Origin of the sequence: Yonghaparkia sp. Root332, from assembly GCF_001425665.1 — a bacterium.
GTDB lineage: Bacteria > Actinomycetota > Actinomycetes > Actinomycetales > Microbacteriaceae > Microcella.
Window position 1 is genome coordinate 817,142 of the sequence record NZ_LMCX01000002.1, and the last position, 18,025, is coordinate 835,166.

Sequence of the window (18,025 nt, forward strand, 5' to 3'; positions counted from 1 at the left end):
CCGGCCTCCCCAGGGCTAGCTGGGAGGAATCTGTAAGCTTCGTGGCCCCCGCACGGGGGGTGTGCTTGACTGTTCGCCGAGCGATTCCACCGAGTCGTTCGAACGAAGGCTGAGAGGCACCTGGCTCTCAGCCACAACGAAAGGGCAATCCCATGGGTTTCCTCGCTTTCCTCCTCCTCGGGCTCATCGCCGGCGCCATCGCGAAGCTGATCCTCCCGGGCAAGCAGAACGTCGGCTGGTTGATGACCCTCGTCCTCGGCGTCCTCGGCGCACTCCTCGGCGGATGGCTCGGCAGCGTGCTCTTCGGCACCGGCCTCGAGGAGTTCTTCGACCTCAGCACGTGGCTGCTCGCCATCGCCGGCGCCATCATCGTGCTCCTGATCTACGGCGCGATCGTCGGCCGCAAGGGCCGTCGCGCGTAATCGCGACCAGTACCGCCCACGGGGGCGGATCGCTTCGGCGGTCCGCCCCCGTTCGCGTGTCCGGCGGTCATCGGTCGTCGGCGGTCGATGCCAGGATGTCCGCGTGAGCAAGCAGGACGGCAGCGGGCGGCAGGTCACGGCCGCGCCGACCGCCGACACGAGCGCGAGCATCCTGCATCTGGACATGGACGCGTTCTTCGCCTCGGTCGAGCTGCTCGAGCGGCCCGAGCTGCGAGGGAGGCCCGTCATCGTCGGCCATCGCGGGGCGCGATCGGTCGTCACGGCCGCGACCTACGAGGCCCGGCGCTACGGCGTGAACTCGGCGATGCCCATGGCCCTCGCGCTGCGCCGCTGCCCGAACGCGATCGTGCTCGAGCCCCACTACGACCGCTACCAGCACTTCTCTCGCGAGGTCATGCGGATCCTCGGCGACGCCACCCCCCTCGTCGAGCCGCTCTCGATCGACGAGGCGTTCCTCGACGTGCGCGGGGCCGTTCCGCTGTTCGGGCCGCCGTTCGCGATCGCGACCGCGCTGCGCGAGCGCATCCGGAGCGAGACGGGCCTCACCGCCTCGGTCGGGGCCGCTGCCACCAAGTTCGTCGCCAAGCTCGCCTCCAGCCGGGCCAAGCCCGACGGCCTGCTCGTCGTCCCCGAGGCCGACACGATCGCCTTCCTCCACCCCCAGCCGATCACCGCGCTGTGGGGCGTCGGCGCCTCGACGGAGGAGCGGCTCGCCCGACTCGGGCTGCGCACGATCGGCGACCTCGCCGCGACGCCGCTCGACTCCCTGCGCGCCGTCATCGGCGAGGCGGGCGCCGCGCGGCTGCACGAGCTCGCCTGGGGTCGAGACCCGCGCGCCGTGACGCCCGGGCGCGACGAGAAGTCGATCGGGCACGAGGTCACCTTCGAGCGCGACGTGAGCGACGCGGACGCGCTCGATCGCGAGCTGCTGCGCCTGTCGACGCGCGTCGCCGAGCGGCTGCGGCGCGGCGGCTGGGTCGCGCGCACGGTCGCGGTGAAGATCCGCTTCGGCGACTTCCGCACGATCACGCGCTCGCGCACGCTCGCCGAGCCGAGCGACGTGGCCGAGCGGCTCTCGCGCGAGGCGCGGGCGCTGCTGGGGGAGGCGCGGCCGGCGGGCACGGGCATCCGCCTCATCGGGGTCAGGGCCGAGAACCTGCTCCCCGCGGGGTCGGTGGCGCGCGGCCTCTGGGACGACGACGAGCCGTGGCGCGAGACGGAGACGACGCTCGACGCGGTCGCCGAGCGGTTCGGCCGCGGGGCGATCCAGCGCGCATCCCTGCTCGCGCCGGGGGAGCGGCGGCGGTCGGCGCTCTCGACCCACGGGACGGACTCCTCGACCGACGGCGCGGCCCCGTCGACCGACGATGTCGGCGGCCTCGACTAGCATCGGGTCGAGTGAGCACCCCCGACCGCACCGCCCCCCACGTGGGCACGTTCGCGGCCGAGCATCTCTCCCCGTCCTTCCCCGAGCGGGCCGCTCGCGGCACCGCGAGCCGCCTGCGCGCCTGGCAGGCCGAGGCCCTCGACCGCTACTTCGAGCGCGAGCCCCGCGACTTCCTCGCCGCCGCGACGCCCGGCGCCGGGAAGACCACCTTCGCCCTGCGCCTCGCGACCGAGCTGCTCGCGCGCCGCAGCGTCGATCGCGTCATCGTCGTCGCACCGACCGAGCACCTCAAGCGGCAGTGGGCCGACGCGGCGCACCGCGTGGGCATCCGGCTCGACCCGGCGTTCCGGAACAGTCAGCGGGTCATCCCGCGCTCGTTCCACGGCATCGCCGTGACGTACGCGCAGGTCGCCGCGAAGCCCTACCTGCACCGCACGCTCACCGAGACCGCCTCGACCCTAGTGATCCTCGACGAGGTGCACCACGGCGGTGACGCGCTCAGCTGGGGCGACGCCATCCGCGAGGCCTACGAGGGCGCGGCGCGGCGGCTGTCGCTCACCGGCACGCCGTTCCGCTCCGATACCGCGCCGATCCCGTTCGTGTCGTACGTGCCCGACGAGCAGGGCATCCGCGTCTCGCAGACCGACTACTCCTACGGCTACGGGCGGGCTCTCGCCGACGGCGTCGTGCGCCCCGTGCTCTTCATGGCCTACGCGGGGAAGGTGCGCTGGCGCACCACCACGGGCGACGAGATGGAGGCCCACCTCGGGCAGGGCGACACGCAGGACGTCACCGCGCAGGCGTGGCGCACCGCCCTCGACCCCGAGGGGCAGTGGATGCCCGGGGTGCTGTCGGCGGCGGACCGCCGGCTCACCGAGGTGCGCCACGCCGTCCCCGACGCCGGGGGCCTCGTCATCGCGACCGACCAGACGGCCGCGCGCGCCTACGCCGCGCTGCTGCACCGGATCACCGGGGAGGCCCCGACGGTCGTCCTCTCCGACGACAAGGGCGCGAGCGAGCGGATCCAGCAGTACGCCGACGGCGACGGCCGCTGGCTCGTCGCGGTGCGCATGGTCTCGGAGGGCGTCGACGTGCCGCGCCTCGCGGTCGGCGTCTACGCGACCAGCTCGTCGACGCCGCTGTTCTTCGCGCAGGCGATCGGCCGCTTCGTGCGCGCCCGGCGACGCGGCGAGACGGCGTCGATCTTCATCCCGAGCGTGCCGCCCATCATGGGCCTCGCGAACGAGCTCGAGCGCGAGCGCGACCACGCCCTCGACCGCGAGGGCACCGACGACGAGCTGCTCGCCGACGACCTCATGCGCGAGGCCGAGACGGGCGAGAGCGCGAGCGACGCGCTCACCGAGACGTACGCCTTCGCGGCGCTCGAGTCGCACGCGCAGTTCGACAAGGTGCTCTACGAGGGCGTCGAGTTCGGCCAGCAGGCCGAGGTCGGCAGCCTCGAGGAGCTCGACTTCCTCGGCCTGCCTGGCATCCTCGAGCCCGATCAGGTGCACGAGCTGCTGCGCTCGCGCTACCAGCGGCAGATGCGCCGCGTCGCCGAGCGCCCGCCGTCGGAGCGCCAGCCCGCCCCGCTCTACCGCACGCTCAAGGAGCAGCGCACCCTGCTCAACAGCCTCGTCGGGCTCCGCGCGAAGCTCACCGGCCAGCCGCACGGGCACGTGCACGCCGAGCTGCGCCGCGTGTGCGGCGGGCCCGCGGTCGGCCAGGCGAGCGTCGCGCAGCTGCAGTCGCGGATCGACTTCCTCCGCCGTCAGATGGCCGCAGGGGGCTGACGGCGGGCCCCGCGCCGTCGCGTCGGCGCCTCGCGCGGCAGGATGGTGCCATGCGCGACACCCCCTACCTCGTGATCGACGCCGACGTGCTCGAGGCGAACCTCGCTGAGATGGCCGCGCACGCCCGCGCCGTCGGCGTCGCGCTGCGCCCGCACGCGAAGACGCACAAGACGCTCGAGATCGCGCGCCGCCAGCTCGCGCACGGCGCCGTCGGGCTCACCGTGGCGACGGTCGCCGAAGCCGAGATCTTCGCCGCGGCCGGGTTCGCCGACCTGTTCATCGCGTATCCCGTCTGGGCCGAGGGGCCCCGCGCCCACCGCCTCCGCGCGCTCGCAGCAGCGTCGCGCGTACGCGTCGGCGCCGACTCCGTCGAGGGCGTGCGGATGCTCGCCGACGCCGTGCGCGCCGGCCGCCCCGACGCGTCCCCGCTCGCGATCGCGGTCGAGGTGGACAGCGGTCACCACCGCTCTGGTCTCGCGCCCGAGCGCGCCGCGGAGGTCGCCGCCGCGGCGCTCGACGCCGGACTCGCGGTCGACGGGGTGTTCACCTTCCCCGGGCACGCCTACGGGGTCGGCGCGGGCGGCCTCGCGGCGCGCGACGAGGCCGGGGCGCTCGCGAGGGCGCGCGACGCGCTCGCGGCCGCGGGCATCCCGTGCCCCGTCGTGAGCGGGGGATCGACGCCGAGCGCCCGCGCGGCCGATCGCGGCGTGCTGACCGAGCTGCGACCGGGCGTCTACGCGCTCGGCGACGCCCAGCAGTGGGAGCTCGGGTCGTGCGAACCGGGGGCCATCGCGCTGCAGGCCCGGGCCACCGTCGTGAGCCGTCGGCCGGGCGTCGTCGTCGTCGATGCCGGCAGCAAGACGCTCGGAGCCGACCGCCCGGGGTGGACGACGGGCTTCGGGCGCGTGCCCGCCCTGCCGGAGGCGCGCATCGTCGCCCTCTCGGAGCATCACGCGACGATCGCGCTGCCGGACGGCGTCGAGGCTCCTGACCTCGGCTCCCGGCTGAGCATCGCCCCGAACCACGTGTGCATGGCCGTCGCCCTCGCCGACGAGCTCGTCGTGGAGACCGCGGAAGCGGAGGCCGGGGTCTGGGCCGTCGCGGCGCGCGGGGCGAACGCGTAGGCCGGCGGCTCAGATCGTCGCGAGTCGGGCGCGCGCGATGCTGTAGACGCCGTAGATGATGAGTCCGGCGCCGATGGACGCGAGCCAGAACGGGCCGAGGAATCCGCGCCGGAGGGCTCCCAGAGCGCCGGCGAGCCCCGTGACGTCCGTCGGATCGACCTCGATCGCCTCGACGATGATGAGCCCGGCGAGCAGGAGGAAGGCGATGCCGCGGGCCACGTAGCCGACCGCGCCGAGCGCGCGCACGGCGCGGCCGCGTCGCCGCGACATCGGCCGGAGCTCCCACGAGAACCGGCGCCGCACGCCCTTCACCACGAAGTAGCCGCCGCCGATGGCGATGCCGGCACCGATCAGGATGAGCACCACGGCGCCCGTGGTCGAGTCGAGGAGGGCGGCGCTGAGCGCGCGTGCGCTGCGGCCCGACATGAGGTCGCCGCCGAACAGGAGGACGCCGGGCGGGATCGCGAGGGCGAGATACACCAGCCCCTGCGCGGCGCTCGCGAGCCCCGAGGTCCAGCGGTGCATGGGGCCGCGATTGAGGAACGCGTCGGCGATCATCCAGACCCCCAGACCGACGAGGCTCACGATGACCGCGACCAGCAGGACGTCGCCGAGCGGTGCCGCGGCGATCGTCTCGAAGGCGCCGACCTCATCCGGCAGGACGCGTCGATCGCCGAAGGCCACCGCGATCGCGAGCGCGCCGATGATGACGTGGAGCAGCCCCGTCACGACCCAGCCCGAGCGGGCGAGGAGGGTGAAGATCCGACTCCCGTGCACGTTCTGCACGGTCGCGGATCCGTTCATAGGCGCGCCCAGCGTGCGCGCGCCGCGCAGTAGACGCCGTAGGCGACGAGGCCGAGCCCCACGAGGCTCAGGAGGATGACGCCGAAGGGGAGCTCGGTGAGCGCGCGCAGGGCGCCGTCGAGTCCGGTGACCTCGCTCGGGTCGGTCGTGACCGCGGCGACGACGGCGAGGATGCCGAGGGAGACGAGAGCCACGCCCTTGGCGACGTACCCGATGACGCCGAGGGCGACGACCGTGCGACCGGTCGTGCCCGACGGCACGCGCAGATCGCGACGGAAGCGGCGGCGCAGACCCTTCACGACGAAGTACACGCCGATGCCGACGATGACGAGGCCCAGCAGCGCGAGGACGAAGACGCCGCCGGGGGTCGCGATGAGGACGGCGCTCAGCTCGCGCGCGTCCTCCGTGGAGTCGGAGCGGCCGCCCATCGCGATCGTGACGGCCGATGCGGCGAGGGCGGCGTACACGACGCCCTTCAGTGCGGTGATGAGGCCGTCGCCGATCTCGCCCGTGGGGATCAGCAGCAGGAGGCCCTCGACGAGCAGCCACAGGGCGAGCGCGACGAGGCCGGCCGCGAGCACCCAGATGAGGATGATCCCCCCGGGTGTCGCCGCGATCGCGGTGAGCGCACCGGAGGGGTCGGCGTCGCGACCTCCCGTGCCGGCGCCCGTGGCGACCCCGAGGGCGAGGAAGCCCATGAGCACGTGCAGGAGCCCGTTCGTGGCGAATCCCGCGCGAGCGGCCAGCTGGAACGGCCGGCTGCCGCGCACCTCGCGGACGGCGCGGGCCCTCACAGCCGGGCCAGTCGTGCGCGCGCCGCGGTGTAGAAGCCGTGGGCGATGAGTCCGAGCCCCACGACGGCGAGGAGGAGGGGGCCCGCGGGGGAGAGCGCGAGGGCGGCGAGAAGCCCGTCGACCCCGGCCGGGCCGGCCGGGACGAACGCGGCACCGAGGGTCAGGACGCCCAGGACGCCCAGCGCGACGGCCTTGCCGAGGTAGGCGACGCGCCCCGCGAGGAGCATCGGGCGGCGGCCGGAGGACTTCGCGGGGAGGCGGATGTCGTCGAGGAAGCCGCGCCGCCATCCCTTGAGGCCGAAGTACGTGGCGACGGTCAGGGTCAGCAGGGCGATGATGATCAGCACGACGGGGCCGAGCGGAAGCTGCACGACCGAGGCCGCCAGCGCACCGGGTTCCTCCTGCGGGTTGCTGCGTCCGGTGGCGGCGATGCTCCCGCTGCTGACGCCGAGGAGGAGGTACGCGACGCCGCGGCCGATCCTGACGGCGCGGTCGCGGGGCGGCAGGTCGCGGTGGCGCTCGAGGAACGGAGCGGCGAGCATCCACGCGCCCAGGATCACGTAGCCGATCGCGATGACCCAGAACAGCACGGCTCCTCCCGGGTTGGCGGCGACGGCGCGCAGGGCCCCCACCCGCTCGGAGTCGGGCGTGATGAGCACGGCGATGGGGATCGACAGCGCGATGACGCCGAGCAGGACGTGCAGGACGCCGTTCACGGCGAGACCGGTCCGGGTGACGACGCGGTACGTCCGGGTGGGGATGGCGACGCCGTGCGGGCGCACGACTCCGCCCTCGGTGCGAGAGGTCATGGGCCCAGGCTAGAGGGCGAAAGGGATTCGCGGAGCGGGGTTGCCGTGATCCGGCTCAGGAGCTAGGCCGACCCGCCGGCCGCAGCGCCCGTGCGCTCGGCCTCGACGAGGGCGAAGTAGCGATCGAAGACCCCGCGCCCGACCCGTTCGACGGCCCGCGCCCGCTCGGGGTCGCGGTCGGCGTGCGCGGGCAGCTCGTCGGCGATGCCCGCGAGCTGATCCGGGCCCATCTCGAGGTGGAACTGGAACCCGTAGACGGTGCGTCCGAGCCGGAAGGCCTGGTGGGGGTAGTTCTCGTTGCTCGCGAGGAGCACGGCCCCTTCGGGCAGGGTGATGGTGTCCTCGTGCCAGTGGAAGACCGGCACGGTCGGCCCGGCGGGGCCGATCACGGGGTCGTCGAGCCCGGCGTCGGTGAGCTCGACCGTTCCCAGACCGTCCTCGCTCTCGTCGCCGCGGCTCAGCTGGGCGCCCGCGGCGACGGCGATGATCTGCGCGCCGAGGCACATGCCGAGCACGGGCACGCCCCGCTCGATGGCGGCGGCGACGAGCGCGCGCTCGGCGATCAGGGCGGGATGCGCGTCGTCGTCGAGCGCGCCCATCGCGCCCCCGAGGACGATGACGCCCTCGTACGCCTCGACGGCGTCAGGGCTCGGGACGGGCTCGCCGGAGTCGGTGCGGACGACGCGGAGCTCGAGTCCGCGGGCCGCCGCGACCACGCCGATGAGCGCCGGACCCTCGAAGGACATCTGCTGCAGCACGAGCCAGGTCATCCCCCCACCGTAGAGGCCCGATCATCGGAAGTCGCGGCTCGCGAGGCTGGCTCTCAGCGGAAGGGTCTCGACCCGGTCGGCGACGATCGCGATGACGCCCTCGCGCGAGCGCTCGAGCGTGCCGCGGACGATGAGGGCGCGGCTCTCCCGCACCACGCGGCGGTAGCGGCTCCAGAGCCCGACCGAGCAGACGACGTTGACGAGCCCCGTCTCGTCCTCGATGTTGAGGAAGGTGATGCCGCTCGCGGTCGCGGGGCGCTGGCGGTGGGTGACGACCCCGGCGATCTCGACGCGGCGCCCCGGCTCGGTGGTCCGGAGGTCGATCGCGGCGAGCACGCCGCGGCGCGCGAGGGCCGGGCGCGCGTACCGCACGGGGTGGTCGCCGGGGGCGATGCCCGTCGAGACGAGGTTCGCCACCATCGTCTCGGCGTCGTCGAGGTCGCTGAACAGCGGCGGCTGCACGGCGACGACCGTGCCGGGCAGGTACTCGGGCCTGGCCTGCGCGGCTGCTCCCGCCGCCCACAGCGCGGCCCGGCGTGAGAGGCCGAGCACGTCGAAGGCGCCGGCCGTCGCGAGCGCCTCGAGCTGCGCCCCCGTCAGGCCCGTGCGGTACGCGAGCTCGGTGAGATCGCGGTACGGGCCGCCTCGCTCGCGCTCGGCGATGATGCGCTCGGCGGTGGGGCGGCCGATGCCCGACACGGCCGCGAGCCCCTGCCGCACGGCGAGGTCGGCGTCGCGGCGGTGCCGGGCGCAGTCGGCGAGGTCGCCGTCGGTGGAGTCGGGGCGGAACTCGGGCACGGGGGGCTGGATGCGGCAGGTGCAGGAGGCGAGCCCCGTCGGGGTCGCGCGGCGGGCATCCGCCCCGATCGCGGCGACGGCGTCGTCGACCACGAGGTCGACGCGCTCGAGCCCCGCCTCGACGCCCGAGCGCAGGATGCAGGGCGTGCGCACCTCGACGCCGTGCCGCTCGGCGTCGGCGGCGAGCGAGGCGGGGGAGTAGAAGCCCATCGGCTGCGCGCGCAGGAGCGCGGCGAGGAAGACGCCGGGGTAGTGCAGCTTGAGCCACGAGCTCGCGTAGACGAGCAGGCCGAAGCTGATGGAGTGGCTCTCGGCGAAGCCGAAGTTCGCGAAGGCCTGGATGCGGCCGTAGATCTCGTCGGCGAGGCGCCCGCTGATGCCGTTGCCCGCCATGCCCGCGTAGAGGGTCTCGCGCAGCGACTCGATGCGCTCGAGGCCGCGCTTGCTGCCCATCGCGCGGCGCAGCAGGTCGGCGTCGTCGCCCGTGCAGCCGCCGACCGCCATGGCGATCTGCATGAGCTGCTCCTGGAAGACGGGCACGCCGAGGGTGCGCTCGAGCGGCTCGACGAGCTTCGGATGGTCGTAGGTGATCGGCTCCTCCCCGAGCTTGCGGCGCACGAAGGGGTGCACGGCGCCGCCCTGGATGGGCCCGGGGCGCACGAGCGCGATCTGCACGACGAGGTCGTAGAAGCGGCGCGGCTGCAGGCGCGGCAGGAGGCTCATCTGCGCCCGGCTCTCGACCTGGAAGACGCCGATCGAGTCGGCGCGGCACAGCATGTCGTAGGTCGCCTGCTCCTCCTTCGGCAGGGTCGCGAGCTCCCACCGCTCGCCGAGGTGCGCATCGACGAGGTCGAAGGCGTGCTGCAGAGCGGCGAGCATGCCGAGGCCGAGGAGGTCGAACTTGACGAGGCCCATCCAGGCGCAGTCGTCCTTGTCCCACTGCAGCACCGTGCGGCCCTCCATGCGCGCGTGCTCGATCGGCACGATCTCGCCGACGGGGCGATCGGTGAGCACCATGCCGCCGGAGTGGATGCCGAGGTGCCGCGGGTAGGTGAGCACCTGCTGGGCGAGCGCGACGACGGGCTCGGGGATGTCGTGGTCGTCGCTCGAGAGCACGGCGCCCCAGCGCTCCACCTGCTTGCTCCACGCGTCCTGCTGCCCCACGGAGTGCCCGAGCGCGCGCGCCATGTCGCGCACGGCGTTCTTCGGCCGGTACGAGATGACGTTCGCGACCTGGGCGGCGTTGCGCCGGCCGTAGCGCTCGTAGACGTACTGGATGACCTCCTCGCGCCGGTCGGAGTCGAAGTCGACGTCGATGTCGGGCTCCTCGTCGCGCAGCGCCGAGAGGAACCGCTCGAACGGCAGCTTGTAGCCGATCGAGTCGACCGCGGTGATGTCGAGCAGGTAGCAGACGGCCGAGTTCGCCGCCGAGCCGCGCCCCTGGCAGAGGATGCCGCGGCCTCGGGCGAACTGGACGATGTCGTGGACGATGAGGAAGTAGCCGGGGAACCCCTTCTGCTCGATGACGTCGAGCTCGCGGCCGATGCGCGCCCGGTCGGCGTCGCTGACGTCGGGGTACTTGCGCGGCACGGCCGCCCAGACGAGCTCGCGCAGCCAGCTCATGGGCGTGTGGCCGGGCGGCACCTCCTGCTTCGGCAGCTGCGGCTTCGCCTGCCGCAGCGGGAACCCGAGCGCGTCGGCGAGCTCGACGCTGCGCGCCACGGCGCCCGGGTGGCGGGCGAAGCGCTCGGCCATCTCGGCGCCGCTGCGCAGGTGCGCGGTGCCGGCGTGCGGCAGCCACCCCTCCATGTCGTCGAGGCTGCGCCGCGCCCGCAGCGCGGCGAACGCGGTGGCGAGGGGATGCCGGGCGGGCGTCGCGTAGTGCACGCCGCCGGTCGCCACGACGGGCAGGCCTCGATCGCGGGCGAGGGCCGCGAGGGCGTCGTTGTGCACGGAGTCGAGCGGGCGCCCGTGGTCCATGAGCTCGACGACGACGCCCTCGCGGCCGAAGCGGGCGAGGAGCCCATCGAGCGCGGAGCCCGCCGCCTCGACCTGCGCGCGCGTCGGCACCGCGCGGTCGCCGAGCGCGGCGCGCACGGCGCCCTTGCGGCAGCCGGTGAGCACGACCCACTCGCCGGCGGCCTGCTCGGCGAGCGCGTCGAGGTCGTACACGGGGCGGCCCTTCTCGCCGCCGGAGAGCTGACCCTCGGTGAGGGCGGCGGCGAGCCGGTGGTAGCCGGACTGTCCGCGCGCGAGGACGAGCAGGTGGGTGCCCTCGGGGTCGGCGACGCCCTGCTGCGGCCCCGTGAGGCCGAGGCTGAGCTCGGCGCCGAACACGGTCGTGAGGCCGTAGGGCTCGGCGGCCTCGGCCATGCGCACGACGCCGTAGAGGCCGTCGTGGTCGGTGAGCGCGAGGCCGTGCAGACCGAGGCGCGCGGCCTCCTCCAGCAGCTCTTCCGGGCTCGAGGCGCCGTCGAGGAAGGAGAACGAGGAGTGCGCGTGCAGCTCGGCGTAGGGGACGACCGCCTCGGGGTCGGGGCGGTCGAGCTCGGCCGCGCGGTAGGGCGCGCGCTTGTGCGACCAGGCGGGGGAGTCGCCGCCGTCAGCGCCGGGCGGGGGAGCCGTGCCGGGGCGCGTGCCGTCGCGGAGGGCGCGCTCGAACTCGCTCCACGGGATGGGCGGGTTGTACCAGCCTGCCATCAGCGGCACCGACCCTCGTGCGCCGCGTGATGCCCAGCTCCCGCGCGCTCAGTCATACTTCGCCTCGGCCCACCAGCTCGCGCCCTCGAGCACGAGCAGCCACGCGACCCCTCCGGCGTCGACGACCTGCAGCCGGTGCGCCCGCCGCGCGCGCGCCGGATCCCACCAGCGCTCCTCGAGCGGCCACGGGCCCGCCCACGAGGCGATGGGCCTCACGGCGCCGCCCGCGCTCGGCGCGAACCCCGCGGGCGCGGCGCTGAGCCGCAGGCGCTCGTCGACCGAGACGGTCTCGCCCCGGGCATCCACGACCACCACGGGGTGGCGCGAGGCGTAGACGGTCGCGGGCGCGGGCTGCGGCAGCGCCCCGGGCCACGGCCGGTCGAGCGGCCGGGGGAGCACCGCGCGGTCGCCCCAGGGAACGAGCACGCGGCGCTCGGCGAGCGTTCGGCCGCCCGAGCGCTGCGCGGTGAGCACGGCCTCGTGGCCGAGCAGGCTCTGCACGCGCGCGAGGGCGTGGTGCACGCGCTCGTCAGGCCCCGAGCCCCACAGCCCCGGCTCGTGGTGCGCGAGGGCGTCGAGGCTCTCGGGCACGATGCGCACGCGCGCGATCGCGGCGCGCAGATCGGGACCGGTGGGAGCGCCGGGCGCCGAGCCCGCCGTGCGGGTCGCCCCGCTGAGCTGCCAGCGCACGCGGTCGACGATCTCGCTCGGCCGGAACGATCGCGGGTGCAGCCACGCGCGCTCGCTCTCGCCGCCGAGCTCGTCGCGGAACCCGATGCGCACCGCCGTGGCGACGAGCCGATGCTCCGCGAGCGTCTCGACGACCTCGTCGGCGAGGCGCCGCACGGCGAAGGCGACCTGGTCGACGCGATCGAGGGGAGGCTCGAGCTCGAGCACGCGCTCGAGGTCGAGGGGCGGGATGCGCGGCACGAGCCCGCGCGCATCGAGAGCGCTCGCGAGCGCGTGCCGGTGGGCCCCCCGCTCGCCGAAGCGATCGCGCACGGCCTCGGCGGGCAGCTGCGCGAACTCGCCGAGCGTGCGCACCCCGAGCCGCCCGAGCAGGGCCGCGAGCTCGGGGTCGTCGAGCGCGGCGACCGGCTGCGGAGCGAGGAAGGCCGCGGCCGCGCCGGGCGGCACGATGCGGACGGGGGCGTCGGCGAGGGCATCCCTCGCCGCGAGATCGGCTGTGAACGCGCCGTCGGCGATGCCGATGCGCGCGTCGGGCACCCCCTCCTCGGCGAGGGCGGCACGCAGCGCGAGGGCCGCCGCCCGCTCGCCTCCGTAGTAGCGCGCGGGACCACGGGCGCCGAGCATCACGAGGCCGGGGCGCACGACCTGCACGCCCGCGACGAGCGACTCGAGCGCGTCGACGAGCGGGGAGAACAGCCGGTGGTCGCGGTCGTCGTCGTGAGGCAGCACGACGAGCACGGGGCACAGCGACTGCGCCTCGCGCCGCCGCTGCCCGCGCCTCACCCCCTGGGCGCGCGCGGCGGACGAGCACGCGACGACGCGATTGGCCGCGACGACCGCGAGCGGGACCCCGGCGCGCGCGGCGCCGTCGCGCACCGCCGCGAGCACCGGCCAGTCGGGCACCCACAGGCACAGCGCCCGCAGCATCAGCCGACCTCGCGCCAGGCCTCGCGCGCCCGCTCGGCGGCCGTGCGCGACGCGGCGCCCGGCACCGCGCGCGGGTCGAGACGACGGATGCCCTGCTCGGGGTCGGGCATGAGCAGCCGCCCGCTCACGGGCCGAGGCGAGCGCCTGCTCGTCACCGTGACGGTGACCTCCCGGCTCGTGAGACAGCCGGAGCCGTGCCCGAGTCCCGACCACCGGCTCTCGGTGAGGCTGATCATGGCCTCGGTCTGCGGCCACGCGCCCACGACGAGCAGCGTCGACCCGCGCTCGCGCAGGCGGCTCGCGAGCCGCGCGACGGCCGCATCGCCCGCGGCGCGGCCGGGCTTCACGACGACGACGCCGAGAGCGTCGGCGATGGAGGCCGTGACGGTGAGCCACTGATCGCCGGGATGCGGGACGAGCACGAGGCGGTCGAGGTCGACTCCCATGGCCTCCGCGGCCTCGACCCCGAACTCGGGCATGCCGACGACCCCGCACCACGACCCGGCGGCAGACGGCCCGGCGAGGAGCGCCATGACGAGCGCGCTGGACGGGCTCACCGAGTACGCCGCCCCCTCCTTCAGCCCGCCGTCGGGCAGGAGGTCGGCGAGGGCCTCGTGGGTCGGCGTGAGCCTCGAATCGAGCGTCGTGCGCTGCAGCGCGTCGATGCGCGCCTGCAGCGCCTGCACCGTGTCGACCGTCTGCAGTCGCGCGCCGCCGCCCGAGCCCGCACCCGCGACCGCGTCGGCCGACGCGGCGGGGGAGAGGGCGAGAGCGGGCATGCCTCCATGGTCGAACATACGTTCGAATATCGCAACCGCCACCGACATTCGACGGCGTGTCGCCAGCGGTGCCACCTCAGCGGCCCCGCCCTACTCCACCCAGTAGTCGCCGTCGAAGTGGAGGCGGCCGTTCTCCGAGGCCTCGTCGTCGAGGAACTCCTCCTCGCCGACCTCGCGGATCTCGAACGAGATCGAGGTCGACGTGGTGATGAGCACGCTCATGACGCGGTCGCCCGAGAGCCGGACATCCACGAAGGCACCGCCGGCGACGCACGCCGCCACGATCTCCTCCTTGAGCGCGTCGAGATCCTGGTTGTCGGCGAGATAGTTGCGGCTCTCGCCGATGCTGGCCTGCACGACTCTCATGAGCGACCTCCGTCGGTGATGGCGCTGTCGGTGATGGCGCTGTCGGCGATCGCGCCGTCGCCGCTGTCGGCGATGAGGCGGTCGTCCGGCGCGATGAGGAGCGACGAGTGGACCCGCGTGACGGGCGGCACGACGCCGCTCGGCTCGGGGACGATGCGGAGCCCCGCCGAGCTGTTGGCCGAGCTCATGAGGGCCTCGATCCAGGCGCGGCTGATGGTCGGCGCGCGGCCGCCGTGGAAGGTGAACACGAGCGGGATCGCGGGGTGCAGCCACAGGCTCGCCCGCCCGCTGCCCTCCTCGCGGGGCTTCGACCACGAGAACGCGAACGACTCCTGGCGCCGGAGCTTGGCGACGATCACGATCTGCAGGTGCGCGAGCACCCGGTCGTCGAATCTCGCCTCGAACGTCGACGCGTAGATCAGCTGGCCCATCGGTTCCTCACGATCGGGTGCTGCTCGCGGGGGGCGAGCAGGCGCTGCACCGGCTGAGTCGTGCGTGTCGGCCCTCTGACCGTACCCCCCTATTCCAGAGCCGCGACCCGCTCGCTCAGGAAGTCGGCACCCGCGTGATCGTGCACGAGCTCTCCGCGCACGTCGATCGGGTACGGGCGCTCCAGCACCCCGTCCGCGGGGCGCACGTCCACGTGCACGGCCTCGAGCCCGATCGCGTGCACGTGATCGGCCATGAGGTAGTCCGAGCGCGAATCGCCCACCGAGTACCAGCGCGGCGCCGTCGTGCCGCGCGCAGCGAACCAGTCGATCACGCGCCGCGCACCGTGATCCTTGTCGAGCCGCACCGACTCGATGTCGGTCGAGATGATCGTCGGGTCGATGCGGAACGGCACAGCGCCATCGGCGTCGGGGGAGACCCGGTCGCGGTGGCGGACGCCGAGCCCGCGGGCGGCGAGCGCCGCGAACGCCGCGTCCTCGAACTCCTCCTGCGCCTCGCGATAGACCTCCGACGAGACGTCGACGCGCTGCTCGAGCGACACCATGACGCGCTTGCCCTCGTCGACGAACATCGCGTCGGCGAAGCGCTCGCGCGCGATCGACTCGACCTCCGTGCGGGCAGCGTCGGGCAGGGCGACCGTCGGGTCGACCTGCACCTCGCCGAGGCCCGCGGCCGTGATCGGGGCCCACGCCCCGCCCTTCTCGAAGACGCCGAAGAGGGCGACGTCCTCGCGCATCCCGTGCTCGAGAAGGCGCGAGACGACCTGCTCGCGCATGAAGGCGTCGCTGCGGCCGGTGACGAACGCGACCGGGATCCCCGCATGGGCGAGGGTCAGCAGGTCCTCCACGATCGAGGCGTGCACGATCGTGCGGGTCTCGGGGCTCGCGATCGGCCCGTCGACGTCGAGCAGCAGGCCGAACGGGGCGATGATGTCGGCATGACCCGTCACTGGACTCCTCGCGCCATCGTGTTCCTCGTTCTCGCGATCATCGGCCTCGTCGGCACGTGGACGTACAACGTCATCGCGATTCTTCAGCGCAACGACTTCGTGGGGGACTGGTTCAATAATGGCCCGGCCGTCGGCTCGCTCACGACCGACCTGCTGATCATGGCGGTCGCGGGGTGCGCCTTCATCGTCATCGAGGGGCGGCGCCTGGGCATGAGGCACCTGTGGGCGTACATCGCCTTCTCGGGGCTCACGGCGATCGCGTTCACCTTCCCGCTCTTCCTCGCGAACCGCGAGCGCCGCCTCACCGAGCTCGGCGCCACCGAGCCCGCGGAGGGCATGGCACCCTCGTAACGGTGAGCGAGCGCGCGACGGCACGGCGGGTGGTCGGCGGCCTGCGCCTGCTCGCGGCGCTCATCGGGGTCATCGCGCTCGTGGCTCGCTTCCAGTACGGGCTCGGCTTCAGCGTCTTCATCGCCTCCAACTTCTTCGGCTACCTCACCGTGCAGTCGAACATCGCGGCGATCGCGCTCGGCATCGTCTCGGGCGCGCTCGCGCTGCGCCGCTCCCGCGATCCGGCGTGGATGCCCGTGGCGCGCGTCGCCGTCCTCAGCTGGATGCTCGTGGCCGGCATCGTCTTCGCGCTCCTGGCCTCGCAGGCGGCGACCCGCGGCTACCGGCTCGACGTGCCGCTGAGCGATCAGCTGCTCCACTTCGTGCTGCCCGCATGGCTGCTGCTCGACTGGCTGCTCTCGCCGGGGGAGCGCCGCACGGATCCGCGCGTGATGCTCATCGTCGTCGGCTACCCGCTCGGCTGGGGCCTCGCGACGCTCATCCGCGGCGCGATCGTCGGCTGGTACCCGTACTTCTTCCTCGACCCCGACCAGGTGAGCGGCGTGGTTGAGCTGCTCGCCTACGGAGCGGCCGCGCTGGGACTGTTCGCGCTCGTCGGAGCGGTCGTGCGCGTGCTGCCGCGCATCCCCCTCGAACGGATGCCCGCCCTCAGCCGGTCGTGGGCTCGCGCCCGACCACGAGAGGAGCGAGGCCCGCGAGCGCCGCGGTGACCGCGTCGCCCTCGCCGAGCGCGCCGAAGCCGATCGCCCGCGCGCCCGCGACGACGCCGACGAGCACGGGCTCGCCCGTCACGGCCCCCAGGTTGACCCACAGCGGCACGGCCGCCTCCGGGTCGGCGAGCACCCAGATCGCGGCCTCCTCCTCCCAGAAGGGCGCGTCGAAGCGCAGCCAGATCGTCTCGACCGCTCCGACCCCGAGGCGGGCGATCGCGGAGTCCTTGACGGCCGGCAGCTCGAGGTCGATGCCGCGCGCCTGCAGCACGCCGAGCGGAGCCGTGAGCAGGACGCGGTCGGCCGAGAACGAGTCGCCCACCCCGAGCCGGACGCTCACGTCGTCGTCGCCGACCGCGATGCCCGTGACGGGGCTCGAGAGCTGCACGTCGACGTCCTCGAGCAGAGCGTCGACGAGCCGGGCCCACCCGCCCGTGACGAGGTTCTCGGCGCCGAGCGGCAGCTCGGCGAGCCCCTCGCGCGTCGAGAGCTCGCCCGTCGCAGCCCCCAGCCGGGGCTCGACGAGCCCGGAGAGCGCGAGCGCGATCGACTGCGCTTCGCTCGGCGCCCCCTCCATGCCGGGCGTGCCGTCCCACGGCCTCAGGAGGGCGAGCGCGGTCGCGAGCGCCACGTCGGGCTCGACGGCGGCGGCGGCCTGGCGCGCGGCCTCCAGTACGGGCAGCAGGACGGATTCGAGCGTCGCCGAGGTCGAGGGCCGCGTGATCGCGATCGGTTCGCCTGCCTCGTCGAACCCGCGCGCCGCATCGGCGATCGCGACGTCGACGCCCGCGCGCACGAGCCGCTCGAGCAGGTCGTGCCGACCGATCTCGCGCACCCACTGCGCGCCGAGCTCGACCGGCACGGGCCACGCGTCGCTGTCGATCGTATGGATCCGGCCGCCCGTGCGGCCCCGCGCCTCGAGCACGATGACCTCGAGGCCCTCCGGGCCGTCGTCGACGAGCAGGCGAGCGGCGGCCGCGCCGGCGATGCCCGCCCCGACGATCACGACGCGCTCTCCGGGCGCGGCGACCGCGAGGAGCTCGGCGGCGGCGCGCTCGCCCGACGCGAGGGCTCCGTGCACCGTGGATGGCGCATCCGCCGAGGTGGCCTCGCCCGCGAAGAACAGCCGATCGCGCCAGGGGGAGGCGAGCTCGTCGCGCAGCCGCGGCGACTCGCCGACGGGCAGGAAGCTCGTGGATCCGCGCGAGAACGAGTCGCCGAGCCAGTCGCTGCGGGCGACGCCGGCCGGGCGGGGCGGGCCGACCGCGGGCGCGGGCGTCGGCTCGGGCGAGGGCTGCGGCGGCTCATCGGTGCACGCCGCGAGCACCGCGACGGAGAGGCCCGTGGCCCCGACCAGGAAGGTGCGCCGTGTGATGCCCAT

The 18,025-nt window shown here is 74.4% G+C and carries 17 protein-coding genes; 6 read left to right on the top strand and 11 right to left on the bottom strand.

What is annotated here, in order from left to right; all coding sequences use genetic code 11:
• Positions 1 to 152: 152 nt before the first annotated feature.
• The 4 genes from ASC54_RS11490 (at position 153) to ASC54_RS11505 (ending at position 4,747) form a co-directional block, all read left to right on the top strand.
• Complete coding sequence (locus ASC54_RS11490; protein ID WP_055861376.1) at positions 153 to 422, top strand: GlsB/YeaQ/YmgE family stress response membrane protein; 270 nt, start codon at positions 153 to 155, stop codon at positions 420 to 422.
• Positions 423 to 525: 103 nt separating this feature from the next.
• A complete protein-coding gene (locus ASC54_RS11495; RefSeq protein WP_055899139.1) occupies positions 526 to 1,830 on the top strand; it encodes a DNA polymerase IV in 1,305 nt (434 codons plus the stop codon).
• A gap of 11 nt (positions 1,831 to 1,841) precedes the next feature.
• Complete coding sequence (locus ASC54_RS11500) at positions 1,842 to 3,623, top strand: DEAD/DEAH box helicase (protein ID WP_055899141.1); 1,782 nt, start codon at positions 1,842 to 1,844, stop codon at positions 3,621 to 3,623.
• Positions 3,624 to 3,673: 50 nt separating this feature from the next.
• The gene (locus ASC54_RS11505) at positions 3,674 to 4,747 is read left to right on the top strand and encodes an alanine racemase (protein ID WP_055899144.1); all 1,074 of its coding nucleotides are present in this window, start codon (positions 3,674 to 3,676) and stop codon (positions 4,745 to 4,747) included.
• Between the two features lie 9 nt (positions 4,748 to 4,756).
• Here the strand turns inward: ASC54_RS11505 and ASC54_RS11510 are convergent, their stop codons facing one another.
• From ASC54_RS11510 to ASC54_RS11555, 10 genes are all read right to left on the bottom strand, one after another.
• On the bottom strand, positions 4,757 to 5,551 hold the full coding sequence (locus tag ASC54_RS11510; RefSeq protein WP_055861387.1) for a DUF1206 domain-containing protein: 795 nt from the start codon (positions 5,549 to 5,551) through the stop codon (positions 4,757 to 4,759).
• Positions 5,548 to 6,345 (bottom strand): DUF1206 domain-containing protein, encoded by a 798-nt coding sequence (locus ASC54_RS11515; RefSeq protein WP_055861389.1) that lies wholly within the window; start codon positions 6,343 to 6,345, stop codon positions 5,548 to 5,550. The genes ASC54_RS11510 and ASC54_RS11515 overlap by 4 nt, the downstream gene beginning before the upstream one ends.
• A complete protein-coding gene (locus ASC54_RS11520) occupies positions 6,342 to 7,154 on the bottom strand; it encodes a DUF1206 domain-containing protein (RefSeq protein WP_055861392.1) in 813 nt (270 codons plus the stop codon). Before ASC54_RS11520 ends, ASC54_RS11515 begins: the two co-directional genes overlap by 4 nt.
• Before the next feature lie 62 nt (positions 7,155 to 7,216).
• Positions 7,217 to 7,924 carry a type 1 glutamine amidotransferase gene (locus tag ASC54_RS11525; protein WP_055861395.1) on the bottom strand — a complete coding sequence of 236 codons (708 nt, stop codon included), beginning with the start codon at positions 7,922 to 7,924 and terminating at the stop codon, positions 7,217 to 7,219.
• 21 nt (positions 7,925 to 7,945) lie between these two features.
• Positions 7,946 to 11,422: an error-prone DNA polymerase gene (locus ASC54_RS11530; protein ID WP_055899146.1), complete on the bottom strand. Its 3,477-nt coding sequence runs from the start codon at positions 11,420 to 11,422 to the stop codon at positions 7,946 to 7,948.
• 48 nt (positions 11,423 to 11,470) lie between these two features.
• Positions 11,471 to 13,039: a DNA polymerase Y family protein gene (locus ASC54_RS11535; RefSeq protein ID WP_055899149.1), complete on the bottom strand. Its 1,569-nt coding sequence runs from the start codon at positions 13,037 to 13,039 to the stop codon at positions 11,471 to 11,473.
• Positions 13,039 to 13,818 carry a hypothetical protein gene (locus ASC54_RS11540; protein WP_156376821.1) on the bottom strand — a complete coding sequence of 260 codons (780 nt, stop codon included), beginning with the start codon at positions 13,816 to 13,818 and terminating at the stop codon, positions 13,039 to 13,041. Before ASC54_RS11540 ends, ASC54_RS11535 begins: the two co-directional genes overlap by 1 nt.
• Positions 13,819 to 13,908: 90 nt before the next feature.
• Positions 13,909 to 14,184, bottom strand: a complete 276-nt coding sequence (locus ASC54_RS11545; RefSeq protein ID WP_055861402.1) for a hypothetical protein — start codon at positions 14,182 to 14,184, stop codon at positions 13,909 to 13,911.
• Positions 14,181 to 14,615: an ATP-dependent DNA ligase gene (locus ASC54_RS11550; protein WP_369813327.1), complete on the bottom strand. Its 435-nt coding sequence runs from the start codon at positions 14,613 to 14,615 to the stop codon at positions 14,181 to 14,183. Before ASC54_RS11550 ends, ASC54_RS11545 begins: the two co-directional genes overlap by 4 nt.
• Before the next feature lie 89 nt (positions 14,616 to 14,704).
• Entirely contained in the window at positions 14,705 to 15,583 is an 879-nt protein-coding gene (locus ASC54_RS11555) for a hypothetical protein (protein WP_235451464.1), read from the bottom strand.
• On the opposite strand from ASC54_RS11555, the gene ASC54_RS11560 reads away from it, so the two are divergent.
• Together ASC54_RS11560 and ASC54_RS11565 are read left to right on the top strand one after the other, a co-directional pair.
• On the top strand, positions 15,572 to 15,934 hold the full coding sequence (locus ASC54_RS11560; protein WP_055861406.1) for a DUF2834 domain-containing protein: 363 nt from the start codon (positions 15,572 to 15,574) through the stop codon (positions 15,932 to 15,934). The genes ASC54_RS11555 and ASC54_RS11560 overlap by 12 nt on opposite strands.
• Before the next feature lie 2 nt (positions 15,935 to 15,936).
• The gene (locus ASC54_RS11565; protein ID WP_055861409.1) at positions 15,937 to 16,644 is read left to right on the top strand and encodes a Pr6Pr family membrane protein; all 708 of its coding nucleotides are present in this window, start codon (positions 15,937 to 15,939) and stop codon (positions 16,642 to 16,644) included.
• Here the strand turns inward: ASC54_RS11565 and ASC54_RS11570 are convergent.
• Positions 16,583 to 18,025: an FAD-dependent oxidoreductase gene (locus ASC54_RS11570; protein WP_055899152.1), complete on the bottom strand. Its 1,443-nt coding sequence runs from the start codon at positions 18,023 to 18,025 to the stop codon at positions 16,583 to 16,585. The genes ASC54_RS11565 and ASC54_RS11570 overlap by 62 nt on opposite strands.